We start from the raw sequence: 19,958 nt of genomic DNA, 5'->3' as shown, positions 1-19,958 counted from the left end.
ATCATCCCTTGCTGTCGGGATTGTGCAGCACCATGCAGGCCTGCCCCGCTTTGTGAATCTTCGCACACAATTCGTTCGCGGCCTGCCGCGTGTCGGCGCCGATCCGCACCTGATAGAACGCGCGGGTGCCACGGCTGCGCAGCGTCGTGCTGAGCAGGTTCGGATCATGATCGCCGATCACCCCGCTCACCCGCGCCATGGCGCGCGCGTACATCGCCAGCGCCTTGTCGCGCGAAAATCCGGCAGCCAGTTGCACGCCCCACGGACTTGCCGCGCCGATGCGGACGCGCTCCTCCAGATGAGCGACGAACGGATTCGGTGCATGGCGCAGCAGCGCCATCAGTTCGCGGCACCCTTCGGGCTTCTTGCGGTCCACGAGATCCTTAGCCGCTTCCGCCTTGTTCCAGTCCTCCACGCTCGCGCCCGTGATGGCATAGACATAGTTGCGGGTCTCCTCCGGCATCGGTCCCTTGCCTGCCTGCCATTCATGCACGCGCCGCGGCCCGGCATTGTAGGCGGCGGCTGCGAGCCCGAGATTGCCGAACTCGCCGCGCAACTCGCTTAAGAATTCCGCGGCCTTCGGCAGCGCCTGCACCGGATCGAACGGATCGAGCAGCCGCCGCTCGTTCGCGGTGCCTGGCATGAACTGCGCGACGCCCTGCGCACGTTGGCCATTCCGCGTCACGGGTCCCACCGCGTCCGGCTGAAAGCGGCTCTCCTGCCAGATCACGCGGGCGAAGAATTCCAGCGGCAGGCCGTTCGCCTTCGCCGCGGATTCGATCATCAGGCACATGGATTCACCGGTATCGGCGATTTTCGTGGGCGCGGAAGCCGCCGGTTCCTGCTGGGCGAGCGCAACACTCGCCAGCGATACGAGCGCGGCACCGGCAAGCCAGCAGGCCAGTCCTCGTCTCACGATCCGGCGCATTTACCTTAACCCCGATCCTGCATGGCCTCGCGCCTCTCCCGCGCCTAAAGCTGCCCCATGGAACAAGGCCAGCCGCACGACGAGCTTCTGCTGGAAGATGAGACTGTTCCGGCCATCGAGCAACCCGGCGAGGCGGAAACCACGCCTGCCCTTCCCGCCGACGATCTTGCCTTTCCGGCCAGCCCGCCCGCCCCTTCCCGTCGCGCCAGCATGGTGCGCGGCGCCGCACGCATGCTGATCGCTTTCGCCTTCTCGCAATATGTCATCATCACGGTGATGGTCGCGACCGGAGCCGTCCTCCTATCGAGAACCGTCTCCAGCCTGCTGGTCGAAAAATTCGACGCCATCACACGGGCGATCCGCCATCTCTGAGCAACAAAAAAAGCCCGGCGAGATCGCCGGGCTTTTTCAATTTTTGTGAGAGCCGCTTTACGCCTTGGCCGGTTCCTTGGTGGCCTTGGGCTTGCGCTTGCGCGCGCCCGGCAGCTTTTCGGGTTTCGGCGTGACCGGCCCTTGGACGAATTCGAAACCGATTTTCTCGGCTCCGGCCTCGCCCGGCACCAGCACGACGCGGACATGTCCGCCGCCCTTGAGCTTGCCGAACAGCACCTCGTCCGCCAGCGGCTTCTTGATGTGCTCCTGGATCACGCGGGCCATCGGCCGCGCACCCATCTGCTCGTCGTAGCCCTCCTTCACCAGCCACGCCTTGGCCGGATCGGACAGCTCGATAGTCACGTTGCGGTCGCCGAGCTGCGCCTCGAGCTGCATCACGAACTTCTCGACCACCATACCGATCACATCGGCATCGAGGTGCGCGAAGGAGACGATGGCATCGAGACGGTTGCGGAATTCCGGCGCGAACTGCCGGTTGATCGCCTCGTGGTCCTCGCCCTCACGCTTGCTGCGCGTGAAGCCAAACGCCGCCTTGGCCATGTCGGCCGCGCCCGCGTTGGTCGTCATGATCAGGATGATGTTGCGGAAGTTGACCGACTTGCCGTTGTGGTCGGTGAGCTTGCCGTGATCCATGATCTGCAACAGGACGTTGTAGAGGTCGGGATGCGCCTTCTCGATCTCGTCCAGCAGCACCACGCAATGCGGATGCTGGTCGACGCCATCGGTGAGCAAGCCCCCCTGATCGAAGCCGACATAGCCCGGAGGCGCGCCAATCAGGCGCGACACGGTATGCCGCTCCATATATTCCGACATGTCGAAGCGCAACAGTTCGACGCCAAGCGAGGATGCCAACTGCTTGGCCACCTCGGTCTTGCCGACGCCGGTCGGGCCGGAGAACAGGTAGCAGCCGATCGGCTTCTCCGGTTCGCGCAGGCCCGCCCGCGCGAGCTTGATCGACGCGGCCAGAGCTTCGATCGCCTTGTCCTGTCCGAACACCGTGCGCTTGAGCGTCGTCTCCAGATGACGCAGCACCTCGGCGTCGTCCTTCGACACGCTCTTGGGCGGAATCCGCGCCATCGTCGCGATGGTCGTCTCGATTTCCTTGATACCGATGGTTTTCTTGCGCTTGCCTTCCGGCACCAGCATCTGCGCCGCACCGGATTCATCGATCACGTCAATCGCCTTGTCCGGCAGCTTGCGGTCGTGGATGTAACGCGCGGAGAGGTTCACCGCCGCCTCGATGGCGTCGTTGGTGTATTTCAGCTTGTGGTAGTCCTCGAAGTACGGCTTCAGCCCCTTCAGGATGCTGATCGCATCGTCCACCGACGGCTCGTTGACGTCGATCTTCTGGAAGCGCCGCACCAGCGCGCGGTCCTTCTCGAAGTGCTGGCGATACTCTTTATATGTGGTCGAGCCCATGCAGCGGATGCCGCCCGAGGCCAATGCAGGCTTCAGCAGGTTCGAGGCATCCATCGCCCCGCCCGATGTCGCGCCGGCACCGATCACGGTGTGGATCTCGTCGATGAATAGGATCGCATTCGGATGCGCTTCCAGTTCCTTGATGACCTGCTTCAGCCGCTCCTCGAAGTCGCCGCGATAGCGCGTGCCCGCAAGCAGCGTACCCATGTCGAGCGAGAACACGGTGGCGGCCGACAGCACTTCCGGCACGTCGCTGTCGACGATGCGCTTGGCAAGGCCTTCCGCAATTGCGGTCTTGCCGACGCCGGCTTCGCCGACGAACAGCGGGTTGTTCTTCTGGCGGCGGCACAGCACCTGGATGGCGCGATTGATCTCGGCATTGCGGCCGATCACCGGATCGATCTTGCCGTCGCGGGCCTTCTTGTTGAGGTTGACGCAATAAGTCTCGAGCGCCTCGCCCTTCTTCTTGGTGTCCTCGCCGCCCTTGGTGTCGGTGTCGTCATCGACGCCGCGCACAGGCCGCGCTTCCGAGACGCCGGGGCGTTTGGCGATGCCATGGCTGATGTAATTCACGGCGTCGTAGCGCGTCATGTCCTGCTCCTGCAGGAAATACGCGGCGTGGCTTTCGCGCTCCGCGAAGATCGCGATCAGCACGTTGGCGCCGGTCACTTCCTCGCGGCCGGACGACTGGACATGGATCACCGCGCGCTGCACGACGCGCTGGAAACCGGCGGTCGGCTTGGCGTCCTCGGCACCATCGCCGATCAGGTTCTCGAATTCGGTTTCGAGGTAGCCGACGAGGCTGCCCCGCAGCTTGTCGAGATCAACGCTGCAGGCGCGCATCACGGCGGCCGCATCGGTATCGTCAATCAGCGATAGCAAAAGATGTTCGAGCGTCGCGTATTGATGGTGGCGTTCGTTTGCAATCGCGAGTGCGCGATGCAGGGATTGTTCAAGGCTCTGAGAAAAAGTCGGCATTCGCTTCCTTTGTGGCCCCCGCCATTCTGGCCGTTCGAGTAATCCCCTTCAGCCGTTTCCGCCGTCGCTTCTTTGACTGCCGTTCGGCATTTTCTTGTTCGGTCGTCCTAGTCGTTCGTGAATCTAGTGCATCCGCAAGTGAACGCCACTCTTTGAAGTCAGGTTCCCCAACAAAACATTCCGCCGATCAGATCTTGCAAATCGCTTCCTGCCAACAGGCTACTTCTTTTCCATCACGCATTGCAAAGGATGTTGGTGCTTGCGCGCGAAATCCATCACCTGCGTCACTTTGGTTTCGGCGATTTCGTAAGTGAAAATTCCGCATTCGCCGATCCCGTGATGATGAACATGCAACATGATCTTGGTCGCAGCTTCAACATCCTTCTGGAAGAACCTCTCTAGAACATGAACGACGAATTCCATGGGCGTGTAGTCGTCGTTAAGGATCAGGACGCGATAAAGGCTCGGACGCTTCGTGCGCGGTTTGGTCTTGGTAATGACGGAGGTGCCTGGCCCGGTCCCCTCGGGGCGGCCGTCATCCTTGGACATAATGGGGGCGGTCGAGCGGCGCTCGCCGGTTTGCCCGGTCTTTTGGGTCATAGCGTTGAAAAACTTCTGCAGCATGGCTTTGCGTTCGATCATCCCCGGCCTGCGGCGACACGGGCCCGTCCGCGCTGGCATTTCTCCAATATGGCCCCGGTCCGGCTGCGCCGCAAGCCAACCGGAAAACCCTACCCCTCTCGGAACGCTGGAGAAATTCGCGCGGTCCAGGTGCGGTCCAGGTGATGTCGGGCGGACTTCCCGCTCCGTCTCCTGCCACTCCGTTAACGCCTTGCGCGAAAACAGGCCCCCGGCGGCAACCTTGTGTTGAGGATAGAGGCGCACGGAAGGCCAAAAAGGCGGCATTTTAGGAATGTCCTCGGGTTTACTCACATCATTTTACTACCTCTTCACCCGGCGGCTCTAAGCAAAGTTCCAGATACAACCAGTCTGGTGGCAGCAATGAGCTTCCCGTCGATTACGCGTCTCACCCGCCTCGCGCGGCGATTCCAGACGGACGCCCGCGGCAACGTCGCGATCATTTTTGCTATCGTGTCGATCCCGCTGGTGGCACTCGTCGGCGCCGCGGTGGACTACACACGCGCGGTCTCCGACCGCACCGCACTCCAGAGCGCGCTCGACAGCGCCGCGCTGATGATCTCCAAGGACGCCGCCACGATGTCGGCGAGCCAGATCACCACCCGCGCGCGGCAATATGTCGACTCGCTTTACACTGCCACCGATGCCCCGATCCAAAATTTCACAGCGACCTACACACCGAACAGCGGCAGCGGCGCCTCCATTCTGCTATCGGCCAACGGCACCATGCCGACCTATTTCATGAGAGTCCTCGGCAGCAACTTCAACACGCTGCCGGTCGCCACGTCCTCGACCACGAAATGGGGCAGCACACGGATGCGCGTGGCGCTGGTGCTCGATAATACGGGGTCGATGGCGCAGAACGGCAAGATGGCTGCGCTGCAAAGCGCGGCCACCGACATGATCACGAAATTGTCGGCCTTCAACACCACCACGGGCGACGTCTATATTTCCATCGTTCCCTTCGCCAAGGACGTGAACGTCAGCACCTCGAACGTGAGCGCATCCTGGCTGAACTGGACAGAATGGATGGCTGAGCCGCCCTATCTCAGCCAGAACGGTTATCCCAACAACCTCGCCAGCCTGGTAGGCATTACGACGCCCGGTGTCTGGATCGACATGACCGGCCCCGGTTCGAATTGTCCGTTCACCAACAGTTCCTACGGCTTTTTGTGCACCGACAGGCCGGCCACGCTTTCCAACGCCAATAGCGCGAGCAAAATTCCTTCGAGCGGCAACTACAAGGGCATGATCTGTCCCGGCGAAGACAGTGGCCGCAAGCTATCCGGAAAGGCCAGCATCTATTACAACGGATGCTATACGAGCGTATCGGTCACGCTCAAATGGACGGGGTCATCTGCGACTTGCAGCGGAAAGCCAAGCGGTTGCAGTTGCTCGGGCTCGGGCTCGAGCAAGGTTTGCACCCTGCCGGCATACCGGCATGACTGGCGCAACGTGCTCGCCGATCCGAGCGCAACCGCGCCTGATCCGCGCGTAACCCCGGCCCCGGACTCGACCCTGACACAATACGCGGCGACAAACCCCTCCGCTTCCGTGTCGAACGGCGGCTGGACGGGATGCGTCAACGACCGCGACCAGAATTTCGACACCACCAATGACGCGATGACAGGTTCGGGCACCCCTTCGAAATTGCCCTATGCCGAACAGTGGGCTGACTGCCTGCCCGCCACCATCACGCCGATGAGCAATCAGTGGAGCACACTGAAGTCTCAGATCAACGCGATGACTCCGAGCGGCAACACCAACCAGGCCGTGGGTCTGTTCTGGGGCTGGCAGACACTGAACACCACGAATGATCCATTCAAGGCACCGGCCAAGGACCCCAACTGGGTCTACAAAGATTATATCGTGTTGCTCTCCGACGGCCTGAACACCCAGAATCGTTGGACTCAGACGGTGTCCGACATCGATGCCCGCCAAGAACTGCTGTGCAAGAACATCAAGGATCCGGCGCAGAACGGCGGCAACCAGATCACCGTCTTCTCCATCCAGGTCAATATCAGCAGCAAGGACCCAACCTCGAAAGTGCTGCAGGATTGCGCCACCCCGGGCGCCGGATACTTCCAGATGATCACCCAGTCGAGCCAGACGGCAGATGCCTTCAACAACGTGCTGGCAACGATCGCCAAATTGCGCATCTCGCAATAAGCCCGCGTAAGCCAACCCGCGGACGCTTATCGCACTTAGCAAACAAAAAGCCCGGCTTTTCAGCCGGGCTTTTCTAATTCAATCGATCGTCACGCTTAGTGCTGCGTGTACTTCGAAACCAGGCCTTCGAACGGTTTGTAGGATTCCTTGGCGAGATCGGAATAAAGCTGGCCGATCTTCTGCGCCTCAGCCACGAACGTATCGTAGGCGGTCTTGGCGTATTCGCTCTGAACTTCGAGCGCCTTGTCGAGCGACTTCACGCCCGAGAGCTTCTCGACATAACCCTTGGTGTCTTCATACGACTTCTTCGAGTAGTCGCCGAACGCGGCGGCGATCGCCTGAAAGCCGTTGGCAACGTTGCGAGCAGAGGCCACCGCGGCGTCGAGCTGCTCTTTGCTTTGCTGCTGGAAATCTTCCACTTTGAACATGGCTCGTCCTTTCAGAAGACGGAACGGATAAGAGAATGGGTGCCGGGTGTCCCGATCACGAAGCCGGCATATCGCATTGCACAAAGCAGGTCAATAATTTTGTGCGCCGCACAACAAAAATCGCCTCAAATCCCGATCATTGAGGAAACGCTTCGTTAAGCCTTTGGCAACTGCCGACCCGTATTTTGATCTACCTGTGTTTCGCGGAAAACCGGGAAGCCAAAAATAAACGTCCATTCAATTACTTATGGAACCAGCCGCCCGACGGCCCATCCATAAGGACGAAGGATGTTTCCACTTCCGGCCCAGAGCAGACAAAGTTCGGGCCGGCGCAATTTGGCCTCAGAACGGGGTCATGAGAGTTCTGGAATCGGGACGGGGAAGTTCATGCTCGGTGTCAGTTTCGCGTCCGGCAGGACGGCACGCTACCTCACGCTTGCTCTTGCTGCCGTCTCCATCACGCTGCTGCTCACGGACCATGCCGACGCGCGTCGCCGTCATCACCGGCACCACCGCGCCCACGTCGAACGCTCCGGCTACAACCCGCCTTTCGCGTCCATCGTCGTCGATGCCAATTCCGGCGCGACGCTGCAGTCCACCAATGCCGACGCTCTGCGCCATCCCGCGTCGCTGACCAAGATCATGACGCTCTACATGCTGTTCGAGCAGCTCGACAGCGGAAAGCTGCGGCTGGATTCCCAGCTCGAAGTCTCGCGCCATGCTTCCGTACAGGCCCCGACCAAGCTCGGCCTTCGCCCCGGCCAGACCATTCGCGTCGAGGACGCCATCAAGGGCATTGTCACCCGCTCGGCCAATGACGCCGCCGTGGTGGTCGCCGAGGCGATCGGCGGCAGCGAAGAGAACTTCTGCAAGATGATGACGCGCAAGGCCCGCGCGCTCGGCATGAGCAAGACCACCTACGTCAACGCATCGGGCCTGCCCGACGACGATCAGATCACGACCGCGCGCGATCAGGCCACGCTCGGCCGCGCGATCCAGGATCGCTTCCCGACCTATTATCGCTACTTCTCTACCTCGGTCTTCACCTGGCGCGGCAGCCCGATCCGTAACCACAACCATCTGCTCGGCCAGATGGATGGCGTCGACGGCATCAAGACCGGCTATGTCCGCGCGTCGGGTTTCAACCTCGTCACCAACATTCGCCGCGGCAACCGTCATCTCGTCGGCGTGGTGCTCGGCGGCCGCAGCGGCGGTTCGCGCGATGCGACCATGCGCAGGCTGCTTGCGGAGCATCTCGACGAAGGCGCAACGCGCCGCACCGTCGCCGCGATCACCGAACGCAATCCTTCGCGCATGGCCAGCGATGAGGAACCCGCCGCGAAGGCTGCGTCCCGCCCGGTGCCCGCGCCCATCGAGGTTGCCTCCGCCGCGCCCGAGTCCATTCCCACCCCCGCACCGCGTGCGCCGGAGCCGGCTGCGAAGCCTGAACCCGCGCCTCTCACCAGCGGCGTGATCTCCTCGCCCCTCGCGGCCATTCCCGGTTCGTCGGAGCCGATGAAGCCGGTGCGCGTCAAGACGGTTCAGGTCCGCATGGCGCAGGCCAAGACGATCGCCAAGAATGCGCTCAAGGCCGCGCTGCCGAGAACCGCGAATGCAGCGCCGGTTGCCGAAGCAGCACCTGAAGCCGCACCCACCGCATCCGTTGCGGCGTCCGCAGCTCATCCTTCCTTCCCTGCGCCGCTGCCGATCGTGATTACCCGCAACACCCCCGGCCTCGGCGAGGCGACCGTTGGCACGCCGATGCCTTCGCCCTCCTCCACCATGGCCTATGCCGACCCCAATCGCGGCCCGCCCCCGACGACGCTTGGTGCGCAGGCGCGCGCAATGGGAACGGGTGCACCTCAGCCTCAGGTTGTCGCATCCGCAGCCCCTTCGCAGGAAATTGCGCCTTCGACCGGCACCAAGCCTGTTGCCCACAGCGGATGGATTATCCAGGTCGGCGCGCTTGAGTCGGAGTCGGAAGCCCGCCAGCGCCTCAATGCCGCGCGCGAAAACGCAAGCCGCTATCTCGGCCGCGCCGATCCCTTCACCGAAGTGTTCTCGAAGGGACGCAAGACCTATTACCGCGCCCGCTTCGCCGGTCTCAGTCAGGATTCCGCCGAAGCCGCCTGCAAGGTGCTCAAGCGTTCCGACATCAGTTGCATGACCATCCGTAACTGACCGCCCTCAAACCGATTTTCGGAAAAACGCCCGCGGCTTTCGCGGGCGTTTTCATGTGCGCAAACGCCGCGCGTAATTCTCCGGCTGAAAACCCTTTTTCAAGGTTTGGTCTCTAAAACCTTAACCGTACAAACGACCGCGCCGGACAACGGCGGGCATTTCGGGGCATCATTCAGAGACGCGACCAGCGCCGCTCGACAGGATTTGAGTCTTGTTGCGTGGAGTTAGCGTTGATGCGTGCGAAGAAGAGTGTCCTTGGCCTCGTTGACTCGGGCCGCGAGGTACGTCGACCCCCCCTGGTCGGGATGCAGTTTCTTCATCAGCCCTCGATGAGCGCGGCTGATTTCATCGCGCCCCGCGCCTCGCTGCAGGCCAAGGATCTGATAAGCCTCCTCCGCCGTCATTTTGCCGCTCGCCGCCATGCGGCGATGCTGGCGAGCACCCCCTCCTGCCGCTGCGTCATGCGCGTCTTCACGCCATCCGGGAAACCGGCGGTCAAGATAACTTTCCAGAAGGGCCCGGCTCTGTTCGTCGAACCCGCGCGCCAGCCGCAGCAAATCCGCGAGAGCGAACTCGCCGAGCATCCGCCCCGCTTCGGCGCCGGCAATCACGCGCCCGTCAAGCGCACCGGTACGGCGGTCGAGCGTCAGCTCTATAAACTGGGATCGTATCTGGGCTTGCTGCCCGTCTGAGCGTACCGCGGAGCCGCCCCAGCCGAACTTCGAGGCGAGCTCCGCGCCGAGCGGCGCGTAGCCCAGCAACCCCAGCCCGAACAGCCCGAGCGGAATCGCGACTACCAACTCGCCGCGCGCGCCGATCCAGGCGGCGAACGCCAACGCCAGCACACCGCCGATGCGCCGCACCAGCCGCGCCAGCAGTTTCGGATCGACGGAACGGATGACGTTGAGCCCCATATAGACCAGGGCAAGCACAACGATTCCGGCAATAAGGCTGACCATCAAATATCCGGCTGAATTTCAGGCGCGCGAGCGGCGCAAAGGGACGCGGAGCATCTTATATCATTACTGCGCCGATTTCTTCGCCTGCGCGCCGGGAGGCGGCGGCACGTCGATCTTGTCGGTGTTGACCGGCGCAAGCTCGCTGTTCTTGTCCTTGTTCAGGAATTTCGACAGCGTGTCCTCGATGCTGAGCTTCATGCCATCGGGACCGCGATCCGACATATCGGTGTGACGGTACTTGGTGTTGACGACCGTGACGTCTTTGCCGCCTGGCGGCACGACGCCGGCATCGGGAACGAACTCCGGATCTTTCGAGCGGAACGTCAATATCCTGAACGCGCCCTGCAGCGGCACGCGCAGATTGTCGAGCGTGATGACGTCCGCGACCATGCCGGGATGCTTTTCGGCGAAGTACATCGCGATGTCACCACCATTGGAATGGCCCACCAGGGTCAGATGCTTGTAGTTGGCATGCGGCTCGCGCTTGGCGACCTCGTGAATCGCAAACAGGATGTTGGCCATGCCGCGCTCATAGATCGGCTCGCGGCCGACATACGGTTCGCCCTTCTTGGTGACGAGCGGCGCGTCACTCGCAAGATCGTGCTGGATCGAGATCGCGAGATAGCCGCGCCCGGCAAAGAAATTCGTCAGGAAGGAATATTCCGTGAAGCGGACGGTGTTGCCGTGATTGATGATGACGACCGGCATCGTGATCATCCCGGCATGGGCCCGCATCTCGACATCACGCCGCATCGCGATTTCCACCTCGACGGGACGTTGCCGGGTGCTGTCGTAGAGCGACAGCGTCTGATGGCTGATCCCCCACGTCACCGCCGCGAAATAAGCAGCCGTCACCAGCACGGCGACAATGGCCGTCGCGATGAGAATGCCCCGCGCGATGGGATGGTGCTTCGGGTGGAACCGAAAGCCCTCCCTTGTCTCGGGTGTGATGACCTCGGATGTCATGCAAATAAGGTAATCACGTTCAGGCGAGCAGCAAAGCCGCATCTGACGCCCTGAAAGCGTTCCCCAGCACCCGGAGCATGGCTCCCGGGAAATGGATTCTCCAGCAAAAGCATTGCGTTCCCTTTGTGGATATCTTCAAATCGCGATGGGCTGCGGTCGGCCAACATGCGTAAACCGCAGGCCAAGCACCACCGGATACCATCCGCGTTTCCCGCTCCTGTGTAGATGAAGATGCCGCAGACCCCCGCCGTTGCCCGTGCCCTGTCCACCTTGCAGCGAACCCTTGAAGGTCTGCGCAAGCGCAAAAGCACCGTCGCGCTCGTGCCCACCATGGGCGCGCTTCATGACGGTCATATTTCATTGGTCCGGCTGGCGAAGCGGCGCGCCGACAAGGTCGTGGTGTCGATCTTCGTCAACCCGACGCAGTTCGCGCCGCATGAGGATTACGGCTCCTACCCACGCACCTGGAAGGCCGACGCGGTGAAGCTCGCCGCCGAGGGCGTCGACCTGATCTGGAACCCCGACGCCAGGCTGATGTACCCGGAAGGTTTCGTCACCCGCATTCAGGTCGAAGGTCCGGCCACCGCCGGGCTTGAGGATCGCTTCCGTCCGCACTTCTTTGGCGGCGTCGCCACCGTGGTCGCCAAGCTGCTCGCACAGGTCAGGCCCGATGTCGCGATCTTCGGGGAGAAGGACTATCAGCAGTTGAAGGTCGTGACGCAGATGGCGCGCGATCTCAATCTCGGCTCACGCATCGTCGGCGCGCCGATCATGCGCGAGCGCGACGGTCTCGCGATGTCGTCGCGCAACCTTTACCTCACGCCCGACCAGCGCAAGGCCGCGCCTGCATTGCACCGTTCGATGAAGGACGTGGTGCGGCGGCTGCGTCAGGGCGAGGATTTCGCCGCGACCCTTGCTGCCGGCGCGAAGCTGATCGGGGATGCCGGATTCAAGCTCGACTATCTCGAGGCGCGGCACGCCGAAACGCTCGCGCCGCTCACGCAGATCGGAGGCGCACCCGCGCGCCTTCTGGCGGCGGCGACCATCGGCACCACGCGGCTGATCGACAATATGAAAATCTGAAGCGCGCGGCCGCTCAGAGCAGCCCAAGTTCGCGCAATTCCTTGCGCATCGGCTCCGGCATGTCGGCAAGACCCTGTGGCGAGCCGCGCAGATCGGGCGGCACGCTTTTCGCGTCGAGATAGCGCCAGCCTTGAAACGCGCGCATCGGGCGCGGCGACACCGGCACAAGCTTGGTTTCCATCACCAACCGGCAACGCCCGATGCCGTCCTTGTCGCGGAACGGCTCGATCGCGATCAGTTTCTGCCGCGCGGCGATCTCACCCTTGATGACCCAGTAGATCGAACCGCCGTCGAGCAGTTCGGCATCGCGCTTGGGTGTCATTCGCGTCACATGGATATGGCGGGCCTGCTTGCCCTTGGCGCGATTAGCCTTCGCGCGCTCGTCGATCCAATCCTTCAAATCGCGAAACGATGTCGAGCCGACGGAGAGTTTGACCAGATGTAACGGCATGATCTTCGAAAATAGGCCCCTTTCGGAGATAGGCCCGATGGCCCCACTCTCGCAACGCCTGCCTGCGAGTTTTACCGATTATTCTCAGACGCGGGTGCGGCTGCCGGAGCCGAGGGCGCGGCCGCCGCAGGCGGCGTCAACGAGCGCGGATGCGAAGGAGCCGGTTTCTTGGCCGCCGCCTTGGGCGCTGCGTGCGCGGGCTCGGCAGGCTTCGTCGGAACCGAGGACGTTGCGGGCTCCGGTGCCATGATGCTGATCGGCGGAATCGAGGCTGAACTCGGGAAATCACCGGACACCGGCTTGCCGGTCGGCCGTTCCGGCTCAATCGGCGGCACCACGCCGGCTACCGGCGCCAAGGACTGCCCCCAGACCGGTGCGTGCTTGGCCACCAGACCGTCATAGACGCGCTCGTTCATGTTGTTGGCGATCTGCGCGGTGTTGGTGAGGGAGGCGAAGAACGCGCATTTCGACAGCGTGCACTCGTCCCGCGTCGCAAGCACATGGGCCACGATGCCGAAGCGGTCGCGCTCCACGGCGCGGCGCAGCGCGCGCAAGGATGGTGTCATCACCTTGTTCGCGGAAGCCACATCGCCATAGGATTCAAGACGGGAAATCTGCGCGGCCGTGTAGGAAACGGCGGCTGCGGTCGCCTCCGCCGAGGCAAACACGGCGCGCTCGCAACCCGTCTCGACGACTTCACCTGCCAGTTCATCCAGACATGCCAGTGCAGGCAAGGACGCGAAATCCGCCGGAGCCGCGACGGAGACCGACTGTTGCTGGGTGGAATCATGCGCCAGCATCGTTGCGGCAAAGCCTGCTGCCAGCAGCGCCAGCACCACGAACGCGCCGATGGCGAACGTCCGGCTGGAGCGGACCAGCATCACGACAAGCGCAACGGCAAACAGCGCCACCGCGGCGGCGATGAGCACCACCGGAAGATTTGACGAAAGATCGGAAAGGCTGGCGGCGAAAGCCCGGTTCATCCGCGGTTACCTCACTTGTTCCGCTTTGCGGGAAACGCGCCGGGCACAAAAACGGGGCCGCAAAGGGCGGCTCCGGAAGCAGATATCAAGCGCCTGCGAGCTGGCTCTCACGCGCCACGCGCTCGAACGCCTCGGTCGAGCTTTTGATGCGATACTGGCAGTCGTCGCCATCGGTCGGCAGCAAACGGATCACTTCATAGGTGCCGCTCGCTGCGGGACGCGACACGTTGCTGGCCGTGAAATAGACCGTCTCTCCAATGCCGAACTTGTGCTTCAACGCTCTGCTCCATCACTCGAAACGCAAACTGCCGCCCCTACAAAAGACCGGCGGCAGGTTCTGATGATTGGAGACTGTATAGCATGCGGGTGCATCTTTTGCCAGACAAAGGACGCATGGCAAGTACGCCAATATTGCAATCTTTTCAGTAAGATAAGTAAACGGAAGCAGGTTGCGGAGAATCAAGGTATTAAAATGCCACCTGTTATTCAGTTGTTCTTTCAATGCCTTGCATGATTTACCGTATCCCCGCCTCCGGTTCCTGCCACTAATCGGCCTCGAAACACTCGATCACGAGGCTTTCCGCCAGCGCCTGAGCGGTCCATTCCGCGAAGGCCGGGTGTGCGAGCATGGCTTCCATGTATTCGCGCACCGGTTGTGACACCTCGATGGCGTAAGTCCGGAATCGGTGAACCACGGGGGCATACATCGCATCCGCCGCAGTGAAGGTTCCGAACAGGAACGGTCCCGCCTTCCCGTAACGCCGCCGGCAACCGGTCCAGATCTCCTGGACGCGGGCGATGTTCTCCCGCGCCTCGTCCGATAATGCCTTGGCGCGGATCGGGCGATGGATGTTCATGCCGCATTCCCGGCGCAGCGCACCGAAGCCGCCATGCATCTCCGCGCTGATGGCACGGGCATGAGCGCGCGCAGCCGAATCCTGCGGCCAGAGCTGCGCCTGCGGAAATTTCTCGGCCAGATATTCGATGATCGCGATCGAATCCCACACGGTCACGTCGCCATCGGTCAGCACCGGCACCTTTCCGGCGGGCGACACATCGAGAATGCGCCGCTTGTCGTCCGCACCGGCGTAAATCGGGATCAACACTTCCTCGAAGGGAATGTTCGCGGCCTTCATCGCGAGCCATGGCCGGAACGACCACGACGAATAATTCTTGTTGCCGATGTAAAGCGTCAGATCCATGTGCTGCTCCTGCGCCGCCGACTGTGCCACGCCGCCTCTTTCACTCCAACATCCAATCCGTCAACACCCCGCCGCCCCTTGCCCGCAGCTGCCCGATGCGGCAAGGCAAGGTCATGTTCATGTCCGATTCGCCTGCCCCCGCTTCTTCCGCATCCGCCCTTCCGCTCGAAGACGCCATCCTCGCCACGCTCGCGCGCGCGGAGCGTAAAACGCTCGGCGCACCGGAGATCGCCCACGCCATCGCCGAGGGGCGCGACTGGCACGCGCTGCTTGCGCCGATCCGCCGCGCGGCGGTCGCACTCGCTCAATCCGGGCGGCTTGTGATCTATCGTCACGGCAAGCCTGTCGATCCGAACGATTTTCGCGGCGTCTATCGCCTTGGATTGCCGCGGCAGGACTGAGCATCGTGGCCGCGATGCGGCAGGCGTGTGGATATGATGTATCCTGCGGAACATTGCTTCTGCTTTCTCCTGTTCCTTCGGAACATGCTTCTCCGGATGAGGTTGGGGGCCTGTTGAAACCAGGAGACTCCTCATGAAGAAGATTCTGCTTGCCGGTGCATGCGTGCTTGCTATGTCCGCAACCGCGATGGCGCAATCATCGACGACGGATGGGTCGTCGACCATGCATAAGAACAGCAATACGATGATGAAGAAGAATACCATGAAGCCGGGCCCGAACGCCGCGACCACCGGCTCGTCGATGGATTCCAAGCGTGGCGTCCCCGGCAACAACACCGCGGGCGGCGACGCATCGCAGTCGAATCCGAAATCGACCGCACCGGGCGCAGCCAAGGCTGGCGGCGGCTAAACGAACCAATCAATCGTCAAGATACCCGTCTGTTATCGCAGGCGGGTATCTGCGTTTGAAGATACAAGAATTACGGCGCGGGAAACCACTCACGGGTGCGCCCGGCGAGCCTGTAACCGATAAGCCCGACCCATTCGTGAACCGCGGTGTCGAGCCGGCCTAGGCCGCCGCTCAATGTGAGAAACGGCCGCTCCGCATCGACCCAGCCGCGCGTGCGCCAATCCACCGGATAGGCTTCCACATTGAATCCGGCCGCGCGGAAAACACCCATCGCGCGCGGCATGTGATAGGCCGATGTCACCAGCAGCCATCGTTCCCCCGCGACGGGATGAATGAGCGGCCGCGTGAACTCCGCGTTCTCGTAAGTGGTGCGGGAGCGCCCTTCCATCACGATCCGGTCGTCCGCGACACCAAGATCTTCGAGAAACTTGCGGCCCACTTCCGCCTCGGTCGAGAGCGGATGAAACGGATTGGCATTGCCGCCGCTCAGGACGATCTTCGCATTCGGAAAGCGACGCGCGAGCACGGCGGCCGCCGTCATCCGCTCCGCCGACGAATTCATTTCCGGCGCGCCGCGCACCGCCGTCAAATCCGGGTTGATCGCACCGCCGAGCACGATGATGCCATCGGGCGCCCGCCCGCTCTCCTGCCAGGCGGGAAATCGCTCCGACAATGTCAGCAGCAGCACATTTCCGAGCGGCGAATACCCGCACACCAGAAGCAGCAGGATTCCCGCCGCGCCGATACGAACACCCGCCTTCCGCCACCGCGTCAGCGACAGCATCACGCCGATCAGGCAGACCGTCGCGACAAGGTTGGAAGGCGTGATGAGGAATCCGAAGATTTTCGAGGCGAGATAGACCATCGCCCGCTTATAGCCATTCGGATGCGACCGCCTAAAGTCTTTTTATCGTGACAGGCTTGTTAGTCCCACTGGGGCGCGAAGCCGAAATCGGTGATGCGCCCCTCACGCGACCCCATCGCGAACAGCGCGGCCATGTCGTCATCACTCAGGGTAAAATCGAACACATCGATATTTTCCGACAATCGCTCGATCTTCGAGGTCCGCGGAATGGCGACGACATTCTGCTGAACCAGCCACCGCAGGCAGATTTGCGCGGGCGACTTGCCATAACGACGACCGATCTCAATCAGTGTCTCATCGCTCTTGACGCGGCCCTTCGCAATCGGGCTGTAGGCGATCACCGCAAGGTCATGCGCGCGGCACGCCTCGATCACCTTGGTCTGGTCGAGATAGGGATGGTACTCGACCTGATCGCACACCAGCGGCTCGGCGCTGAGCGCCAGCGCCTGCTCCATCAATGCGACGGTGAAATTGGACAGGCCGATATGGCGCGTGAGGCCAAGCTCCTTGACCCGCGCCAGCGCACCGAGCGTCTCCACCAAGGGCACTTGCGGATTGGGCCAGTGCAGCAGCAACAGGTCGATCTCCGAGCGCAGCCGCGACACGCTGTCCTTGACCGAGCGCACCAGTTCGTTCGGGGCGAAATGCGTGGTCCAGACTTTCGTGATCAGGAACACTTCATTGCGCGGCACACCGGAGAGGCGGATGCCGTCGCCGACCTCGCGCTCGTTTTCATAAACCTGCGCGGTGTCGACAAGGCGATAGCCGAGCCGCAGCGCCTGCTCTACCGCCCGCGAGCAATCGCGCCCCTCCATTTCCCAGGTGCCCAGCCCCAGGATCGGTATCCGCGCTCCACCTGCTTCGACGAATTGCATGACGGCTCCTGCAACTTCGCAGCATACGATAAAAATGTGGGGGCGTTCCCGGTGGAACGCAATTCGCGATCAGGTGCGCGGACCGTTAGCCGCAAGTGCGGCGAACACCATGTCCGGCGCATGGGCGATCACAGCCAGAAGCGCCCGCGCCGGCCCGCGCGGCGAGCGTTTGCCCTGCTCCCAGTTGCGAATGGTCTCGATCGGCACGCATAATTTGGTGGCGAATTCGGCCTGCGTCAGCTTGGCCCGCATCCGCAGTTCGCGCACATGTGGCGTCGCGCCCGCCTCGGAATCGATTGCGGAAACGGCTCCCGCGACAAACGGAGCTTCCCGGCCGTCGACCACTTCGACGATCCGTCCATCCGCTTTCAGCCGCAACCGCTTCATCTTCCATCCCATGAGGGGTTCAGGATCGCCTATGGTCGGCCCTTTATGGTTAAGGCCGGGTTAAATTATTACCGAACCAAGGCCGCGCCGCTGCCCGGAGCATTCCCGCCATGCACGACGAAAATCCGCATTGCACCCGGGGTTCCGCCGCAATACGCCATCGGCACGGTCCAAGGGCGCAATCCCGCGCAGGCAGCAGACCCGCGATTTCCGGTGCAGGCAGATGAAGACGGCGCTGAGTATCTGTTTGATCGTCGAATTGTTGGCTGTCTCAGGAAGCGTCCGGGCCGCGCCCTGCCCGCGGCCGGATGCGCTCGGCACCGGGCGCACGCTGGTGGTCGATGCCAAAACCACGCCGCGCGTGGGACTGAAGAGTTTTCCGCAGACCCTGCCGCTCAACGACAAGGAAGTGGTGCTGACGTTCGACGATGGCCCCTTGCCCGCCACCACCGGCAAGGTGCTTGCCGCGCTATCAGCCGAGTGCGTGCAGGCGACCTTCTTCGTGATCGGCCGCAACGCCCAGGCCTCGCCCCAGATGCTCAGGGCCATGATCCAGCAGGGCCACACCGTCGGCAACCATAGCTGGTCGCATCCGATGCTGAATCAACTCAGCGCCGCGAAGGCGCTCGCCGACATCGACAAGGGTTTTGCCGCGGACGATGCTGTGCTTGGCCCGGCCAAGCCCGGCACGGTCCGGCTATTCCGGTTTCCGTATTTCGCCTCGACACCTGCGCTGCTGGATGACATGGAAAATCGCGGCGCGGTGGTGTTCGGCGCGGATTTGTGGGCGAGCGACTGGCTGAAGATGACGCCACAGCAGGAACTGGACCTGCTGACGGCGCGCCTCGCCCATGCCCGCAAGGGCATCATCCTGCTGCACGACACCAAGCAGCAGACCGCCGCGATGCTGCCGGCCTTCCTGCAATATCTCAAACAGAACGGCTACAAGGTGGTGCATGTGGTGCCTGCGGGCGACACCTCTTTCACGCCGTCCACCGGACGCGCCGCCGATTAACCTGCCTTTCATAGAGGCCATCCACCCTGTCCCTACTCTCCCAAATCCGCTACGGCAGTTTCATGCGCTCTCTCGTCCTCCGCTCCGCCGCCATCCTGCTCGTGCTGTCCGCCGCGCCGTTCGCGCATGCCGCGGAATGTCCCGGCCATCCCAATGCGCTCGGCACCTCTCGGACGCTGGTGGTCGACCCCACCGAGCACCCGCGCATCGGCACGATGCAATACCCGGAGACGCTACCGCTTGCCGATCATGAGGTGGTGCTGACGTTCGACGATGGCCCCTTGCCCAAGCACACCAAGCCGATCCTCGACATCCTCGCCGCCCAGTGCATCAAGGCGACATTCTTTGTCGTCGGGCAGATGGCGAATGCCTACCCGCAGGAATTGCGCGCGATCCGCGACGCCGGCCACACCATCGGTACGCACACCCAGAACCATCCGCTGCGGATGAACCGGATGTCGATCGAGGAGAACAAGGCCGAGATCGATCAAGGTATCGCCTCGGCTGCTGCGGCCCTCGGCGACCCCACGCAGGTCGCGCCGTTCCTGCGCATTCCCGGCCTGCTTCGCTCCAGCGAGGTCGAGGATTACCTGACCTCCAAAGGTATCCAGACCTGGAGCGCGGATTTCCCTGCCGACGACTGGCACCGCATCTCGCCCGCGCGCGTCACGCAGCTTGCGATCAGCCGCCTCGAGGCCAAGGGGCGTGGCATTCTGCTGCTGCACGACATTCAGGCGCGCACCGAAAAGGCGCTGCCGAACATCCTGCGCGAACTGAAGGCGCGCGGCTATCGCATCGTCCATGTCGTGCCTGCCACGAAGGACCTGCCGAAGACACCGACCGCGCCATGGCAATGGCACCTGCATCCGGTCGAGCCGGTGCTGTCGGCAGCCGACGGCATGCGTTTCCGCTTCGCGCCCCAGCCGCTCCGCGCCGCCGGCAAGACCGCCGCGATGGCTGCGGTGCCGGCGATGGTGCAGTCCTCGCGCAAGGGCGATATCAGCGCGTTGTGGTGGAACGTACACGCTGACGCCGGCGCACAGGATGCGACCGCAGCACTTTTGTCGTCGTCCTCCGCTGCGTTTCAGTTCGGTGAGGACACGCCCAAATCGCCGTATCTGAAGGCAGCCTCGGCATTGCCGCGGGAATAGAGCCCGGCTGAGCGGACGCCGACGGATTTTTCCCCGGGCTGTGGCCTGCGCGCATCTATCGTCAAACCCCGGCTAT

Annotated in this window: 21 protein-coding genes; 8 read left to right on the top strand and 13 right to left on the bottom strand. The window is 62.6% G+C overall.

Annotated elements, in window-relative coordinates; genetic code table 11:
- Window position 1: 1 nt before the first annotated feature.
- Window positions 2-928 carry a transglycosylase SLT domain-containing protein gene (locus tag AC1RNA_RS11090; protein WP_492951093.1) on the bottom strand — a complete coding sequence of 309 codons (927 nt, stop codon included), beginning with the start codon at window positions 926-928 and terminating at the stop codon, window positions 2-4.
- Window positions 929-985: 57 nt separating this feature from the next.
- On the opposite strand from AC1RNA_RS11090, the gene AC1RNA_RS11085 reads away from it, so the two are divergent.
- Window positions 986-1,300: a hypothetical protein gene (locus AC1RNA_RS11085; protein ID WP_492951092.1), complete on the top strand. Its 315-nt coding sequence runs from the start codon at window positions 986-988 to the stop codon at window positions 1,298-1,300.
- A gap of 57 nt (window positions 1,301-1,357) precedes the next feature.
- Here the strand turns inward: AC1RNA_RS11085 and clpA are convergent, their stop codons facing one another.
- Together clpA and clpS are read right to left on the bottom strand one after the other, a co-directional pair.
- Entirely contained in the window at window positions 1,358-3,718 is a 2,361-nt protein-coding gene (gene clpA, locus AC1RNA_RS11080; RefSeq protein ID WP_009340949.1) for an ATP-dependent Clp protease ATP-binding subunit ClpA, read from the bottom strand.
- Window positions 3,719-3,937: 219 nt separating this feature from the next.
- Window positions 3,938-4,318: an ATP-dependent Clp protease adapter ClpS gene (clpS, locus tag AC1RNA_RS11075; RefSeq protein WP_492951210.1), complete on the bottom strand. Its 381-nt coding sequence runs from the start codon at window positions 4,316-4,318 to the stop codon at window positions 3,938-3,940.
- A gap of 402 nt (window positions 4,319-4,720) precedes the next feature.
- Between clpS and AC1RNA_RS11070 the strand changes: the two genes are divergently transcribed.
- Window positions 4,721-6,526, top strand: a complete 1,806-nt coding sequence (locus tag AC1RNA_RS11070) for a TadE/TadG family type IV pilus assembly protein (protein WP_492951091.1) — start codon at window positions 4,721-4,723, stop codon at window positions 6,524-6,526.
- Between the two features lie 95 nt (window positions 6,527-6,621).
- On the opposite strand, the gene AC1RNA_RS11065 is transcribed toward AC1RNA_RS11070, so the two are convergent.
- Window positions 6,622-6,954 (bottom strand): phasin family protein, encoded by a 333-nt coding sequence (locus tag AC1RNA_RS11065; protein WP_048755877.1) that lies wholly within the window; start codon window positions 6,952-6,954, stop codon window positions 6,622-6,624.
- A gap of 387 nt (window positions 6,955-7,341) precedes the next feature.
- Here AC1RNA_RS11065 and AC1RNA_RS11060 point away from each other — a divergent pair, with 387 nt between their 5' ends.
- Complete coding sequence (locus AC1RNA_RS11060) at window positions 7,342-9,135, top strand: serine hydrolase (protein ID WP_492951090.1); 1,794 nt, start codon at window positions 7,342-7,344, stop codon at window positions 9,133-9,135.
- A 224-nt stretch (window positions 9,136-9,359) separates the two neighbouring features.
- Here the strand turns inward: AC1RNA_RS11060 and AC1RNA_RS11055 are convergent, their stop codons facing one another.
- Both AC1RNA_RS11055 and AC1RNA_RS11050 read right to left on the bottom strand, forming a co-directional pair.
- Complete coding sequence (locus tag AC1RNA_RS11055; protein ID WP_492951089.1) at window positions 9,360-10,094, bottom strand: DnaJ domain-containing protein; 735 nt, start codon at window positions 10,092-10,094, stop codon at window positions 9,360-9,362.
- Window positions 10,095-10,157: 63 nt separating this feature from the next.
- Entirely contained in the window at window positions 10,158-11,060 is a 903-nt protein-coding gene (locus AC1RNA_RS11050) for an alpha/beta hydrolase (RefSeq protein WP_492951088.1), read from the bottom strand.
- Window positions 11,061-11,291: 231 nt separating this feature from the next.
- Here AC1RNA_RS11050 and panC point away from each other — a divergent pair, with 231 nt between their 5' ends.
- A complete protein-coding gene (gene panC / locus AC1RNA_RS11045) occupies window positions 11,292-12,143 on the top strand; it encodes a pantoate--beta-alanine ligase (protein ID WP_492951087.1) in 852 nt (283 codons plus the stop codon).
- Between the two features lie 13 nt (window positions 12,144-12,156).
- Here panC and AC1RNA_RS11040 read toward each other — a convergent pair whose 3' ends face one another.
- From AC1RNA_RS11040 to AC1RNA_RS11025, 4 genes are all read right to left on the bottom strand, one after another.
- Window positions 12,157-12,594, bottom strand: coding sequence for a DUF1489 family protein (locus tag AC1RNA_RS11040; RefSeq protein WP_009340957.1), 438 nt, complete (start codon window positions 12,592-12,594; stop codon window positions 12,157-12,159).
- A 71-nt stretch (window positions 12,595-12,665) separates the two neighbouring features.
- Window positions 12,666-13,577 carry a hypothetical protein gene (locus tag AC1RNA_RS11035; protein WP_492951086.1) on the bottom strand — a complete coding sequence of 304 codons (912 nt, stop codon included), beginning with the start codon at window positions 13,575-13,577 and terminating at the stop codon, window positions 12,666-12,668.
- Window positions 13,578-13,662: 85 nt separating this feature from the next.
- The gene (locus tag AC1RNA_RS11030) at window positions 13,663-13,854 is read right to left on the bottom strand and encodes a hypothetical protein (RefSeq protein WP_009340959.1); all 192 of its coding nucleotides are present in this window, start codon (window positions 13,852-13,854) and stop codon (window positions 13,663-13,665) included.
- A gap of 268 nt (window positions 13,855-14,122) precedes the next feature.
- Window positions 14,123-14,779: a glutathione S-transferase family protein gene (locus AC1RNA_RS11025; RefSeq protein WP_492951085.1), complete on the bottom strand. Its 657-nt coding sequence runs from the start codon at window positions 14,777-14,779 to the stop codon at window positions 14,123-14,125.
- Between the two features lie 113 nt (window positions 14,780-14,892).
- Between AC1RNA_RS11025 and AC1RNA_RS11020 the strand changes: the two genes are divergently transcribed.
- Together AC1RNA_RS11020 and AC1RNA_RS11015 are read left to right on the top strand one after the other, a co-directional pair.
- On the top strand, window positions 14,893-15,180 hold the full coding sequence (locus AC1RNA_RS11020) for a DUF3253 domain-containing protein (RefSeq protein WP_009340961.1): 288 nt from the start codon (window positions 14,893-14,895) through the stop codon (window positions 15,178-15,180).
- Window positions 15,181-15,313: 133 nt separating this feature from the next.
- Window positions 15,314-15,589 (top strand): hypothetical protein, encoded by a 276-nt coding sequence (locus AC1RNA_RS11015; protein ID WP_009340962.1) that lies wholly within the window; start codon window positions 15,314-15,316, stop codon window positions 15,587-15,589.
- A gap of 70 nt (window positions 15,590-15,659) precedes the next feature.
- Here AC1RNA_RS11015 and AC1RNA_RS11010 read toward each other — a convergent pair whose 3' ends face one another.
- From AC1RNA_RS11010 to AC1RNA_RS11000, 3 genes are all read right to left on the bottom strand, one after another.
- A complete protein-coding gene (locus tag AC1RNA_RS11010) occupies window positions 15,660-16,454 on the bottom strand; it encodes a YdcF family protein (RefSeq protein WP_492951084.1) in 795 nt (264 codons plus the stop codon).
- Window positions 16,455-16,513: 59 nt separating this feature from the next.
- Window positions 16,514-17,329, bottom strand: a complete 816-nt coding sequence (locus AC1RNA_RS11005; RefSeq protein ID WP_009340964.1) for an aldo/keto reductase — start codon at window positions 17,327-17,329, stop codon at window positions 16,514-16,516.
- Between the two features lie 69 nt (window positions 17,330-17,398).
- Window positions 17,399-17,716, bottom strand: coding sequence for a helix-turn-helix domain-containing protein (locus tag AC1RNA_RS11000; RefSeq protein ID WP_009340965.1), 318 nt, complete (start codon window positions 17,714-17,716; stop codon window positions 17,399-17,401).
- Window positions 17,717-17,939: 223 nt separating this feature from the next.
- Here AC1RNA_RS11000 and AC1RNA_RS10995 point away from each other — a divergent pair, with 223 nt between their 5' ends.
- A complete protein-coding gene (locus AC1RNA_RS10995) occupies window positions 17,940-18,731 on the top strand; it encodes a polysaccharide deacetylase family protein (RefSeq protein WP_492951083.1) in 792 nt (263 codons plus the stop codon).
- 62 nt (window positions 18,732-18,793) lie between these two features.
- On the top strand, window positions 18,794-19,882 hold the full coding sequence (locus tag AC1RNA_RS10990; protein WP_492951082.1) for a polysaccharide deacetylase family protein: 1,089 nt from the start codon (window positions 18,794-18,796) through the stop codon (window positions 19,880-19,882).
- Window positions 19,883-19,958 lie beyond the last annotated feature (76 nt).

The sequence above is a fragment of the Afipia sp. GW821-FHT14H12 genome, assembly GCF_058803465.1.
Note: the sequence above shows the minus strand (reverse complement) of the source record. Positions and strands in the feature narration are given on the sequence as shown.

Bases quoted from the DNA above. Each gene is read 5' to 3' on its own strand.
- AC1RNA_RS11090 (WP_492951093.1), bottom strand. From the start codon at position 928: ATGCGCCGGATCGTGAGACGAGGACTGGCCTGCTGGCTTGCCGGTGCC.
- AC1RNA_RS11085 (WP_492951092.1), top strand. From the start codon at position 986: ATGGAACAAGGCCAGCCGCACGACGAGCTTCTGCTGGAAGATGAGACT.
- clpA (WP_009340949.1), bottom strand. From the start codon at position 3,718: ATGCCGACTTTTTCTCAGAGCCTTGAACAATCCCTGCATCGCGCACTC.
- clpS (WP_492951210.1), bottom strand. From the start codon at position 4,318: ATGACCCAAAAGACCGGGCAAACCGGCGAGCGCCGCTCGACCGCCCCC.
- AC1RNA_RS11070 (WP_492951091.1), top strand. From the start codon at position 4,721: ATGAGCTTCCCGTCGATTACGCGTCTCACCCGCCTCGCGCGGCGATTC.
- AC1RNA_RS11065 (WP_048755877.1), bottom strand. From the start codon at position 6,954: ATGTTCAAAGTGGAAGATTTCCAGCAGCAAAGCAAAGAGCAGCTCGAC.
- AC1RNA_RS11060 (WP_492951090.1), top strand. From the start codon at position 7,342: ATGCTCGGTGTCAGTTTCGCGTCCGGCAGGACGGCACGCTACCTCACG.
- AC1RNA_RS11055 (WP_492951089.1), bottom strand. From the start codon at position 10,094: ATGGTCAGCCTTATTGCCGGAATCGTTGTGCTTGCCCTGGTCTATATG.
- AC1RNA_RS11050 (WP_492951088.1), bottom strand. From the start codon at position 11,060: ATGACATCCGAGGTCATCACACCCGAGACAAGGGAGGGCTTTCGGTTC.
- panC (WP_492951087.1), top strand. From the start codon at position 11,292: ATGCCGCAGACCCCCGCCGTTGCCCGTGCCCTGTCCACCTTGCAGCGA.
- AC1RNA_RS11040 (WP_009340957.1), bottom strand. From the start codon at position 12,594: ATGCCGTTACATCTGGTCAAACTCTCCGTCGGCTCGACATCGTTTCGC.
- AC1RNA_RS11035 (WP_492951086.1), bottom strand. From the start codon at position 13,577: ATGAACCGGGCTTTCGCCGCCAGCCTTTCCGATCTTTCGTCAAATCTT.
- AC1RNA_RS11025 (WP_492951085.1), bottom strand. From the start codon at position 14,779: ATGGATCTGACGCTTTACATCGGCAACAAGAATTATTCGTCGTGGTCG.
- AC1RNA_RS11020 (WP_009340961.1), top strand. From the start codon at position 14,893: ATGTTCATGTCCGATTCGCCTGCCCCCGCTTCTTCCGCATCCGCCCTT.
- AC1RNA_RS11015 (WP_009340962.1), top strand. From the start codon at position 15,314: ATGAAGAAGATTCTGCTTGCCGGTGCATGCGTGCTTGCTATGTCCGCA.
- AC1RNA_RS11010 (WP_492951084.1), bottom strand. From the start codon at position 16,454: ATGGTCTATCTCGCCTCGAAAATCTTCGGATTCCTCATCACGCCTTCC.
- AC1RNA_RS11005 (WP_009340964.1), bottom strand. From the start codon at position 17,329: ATGCAATTCGTCGAAGCAGGTGGAGCGCGGATACCGATCCTGGGGCTG.
- AC1RNA_RS11000 (WP_009340965.1), bottom strand. From the start codon at position 17,716: ATGAAGCGGTTGCGGCTGAAAGCGGATGGACGGATCGTCGAAGTGGTC.
- AC1RNA_RS10995 (WP_492951083.1), top strand. From the start codon at position 17,940: ATGAAGACGGCGCTGAGTATCTGTTTGATCGTCGAATTGTTGGCTGTC.
- AC1RNA_RS10990 (WP_492951082.1), top strand. From the start codon at position 18,794: ATGCGCTCTCTCGTCCTCCGCTCCGCCGCCATCCTGCTCGTGCTGTCC.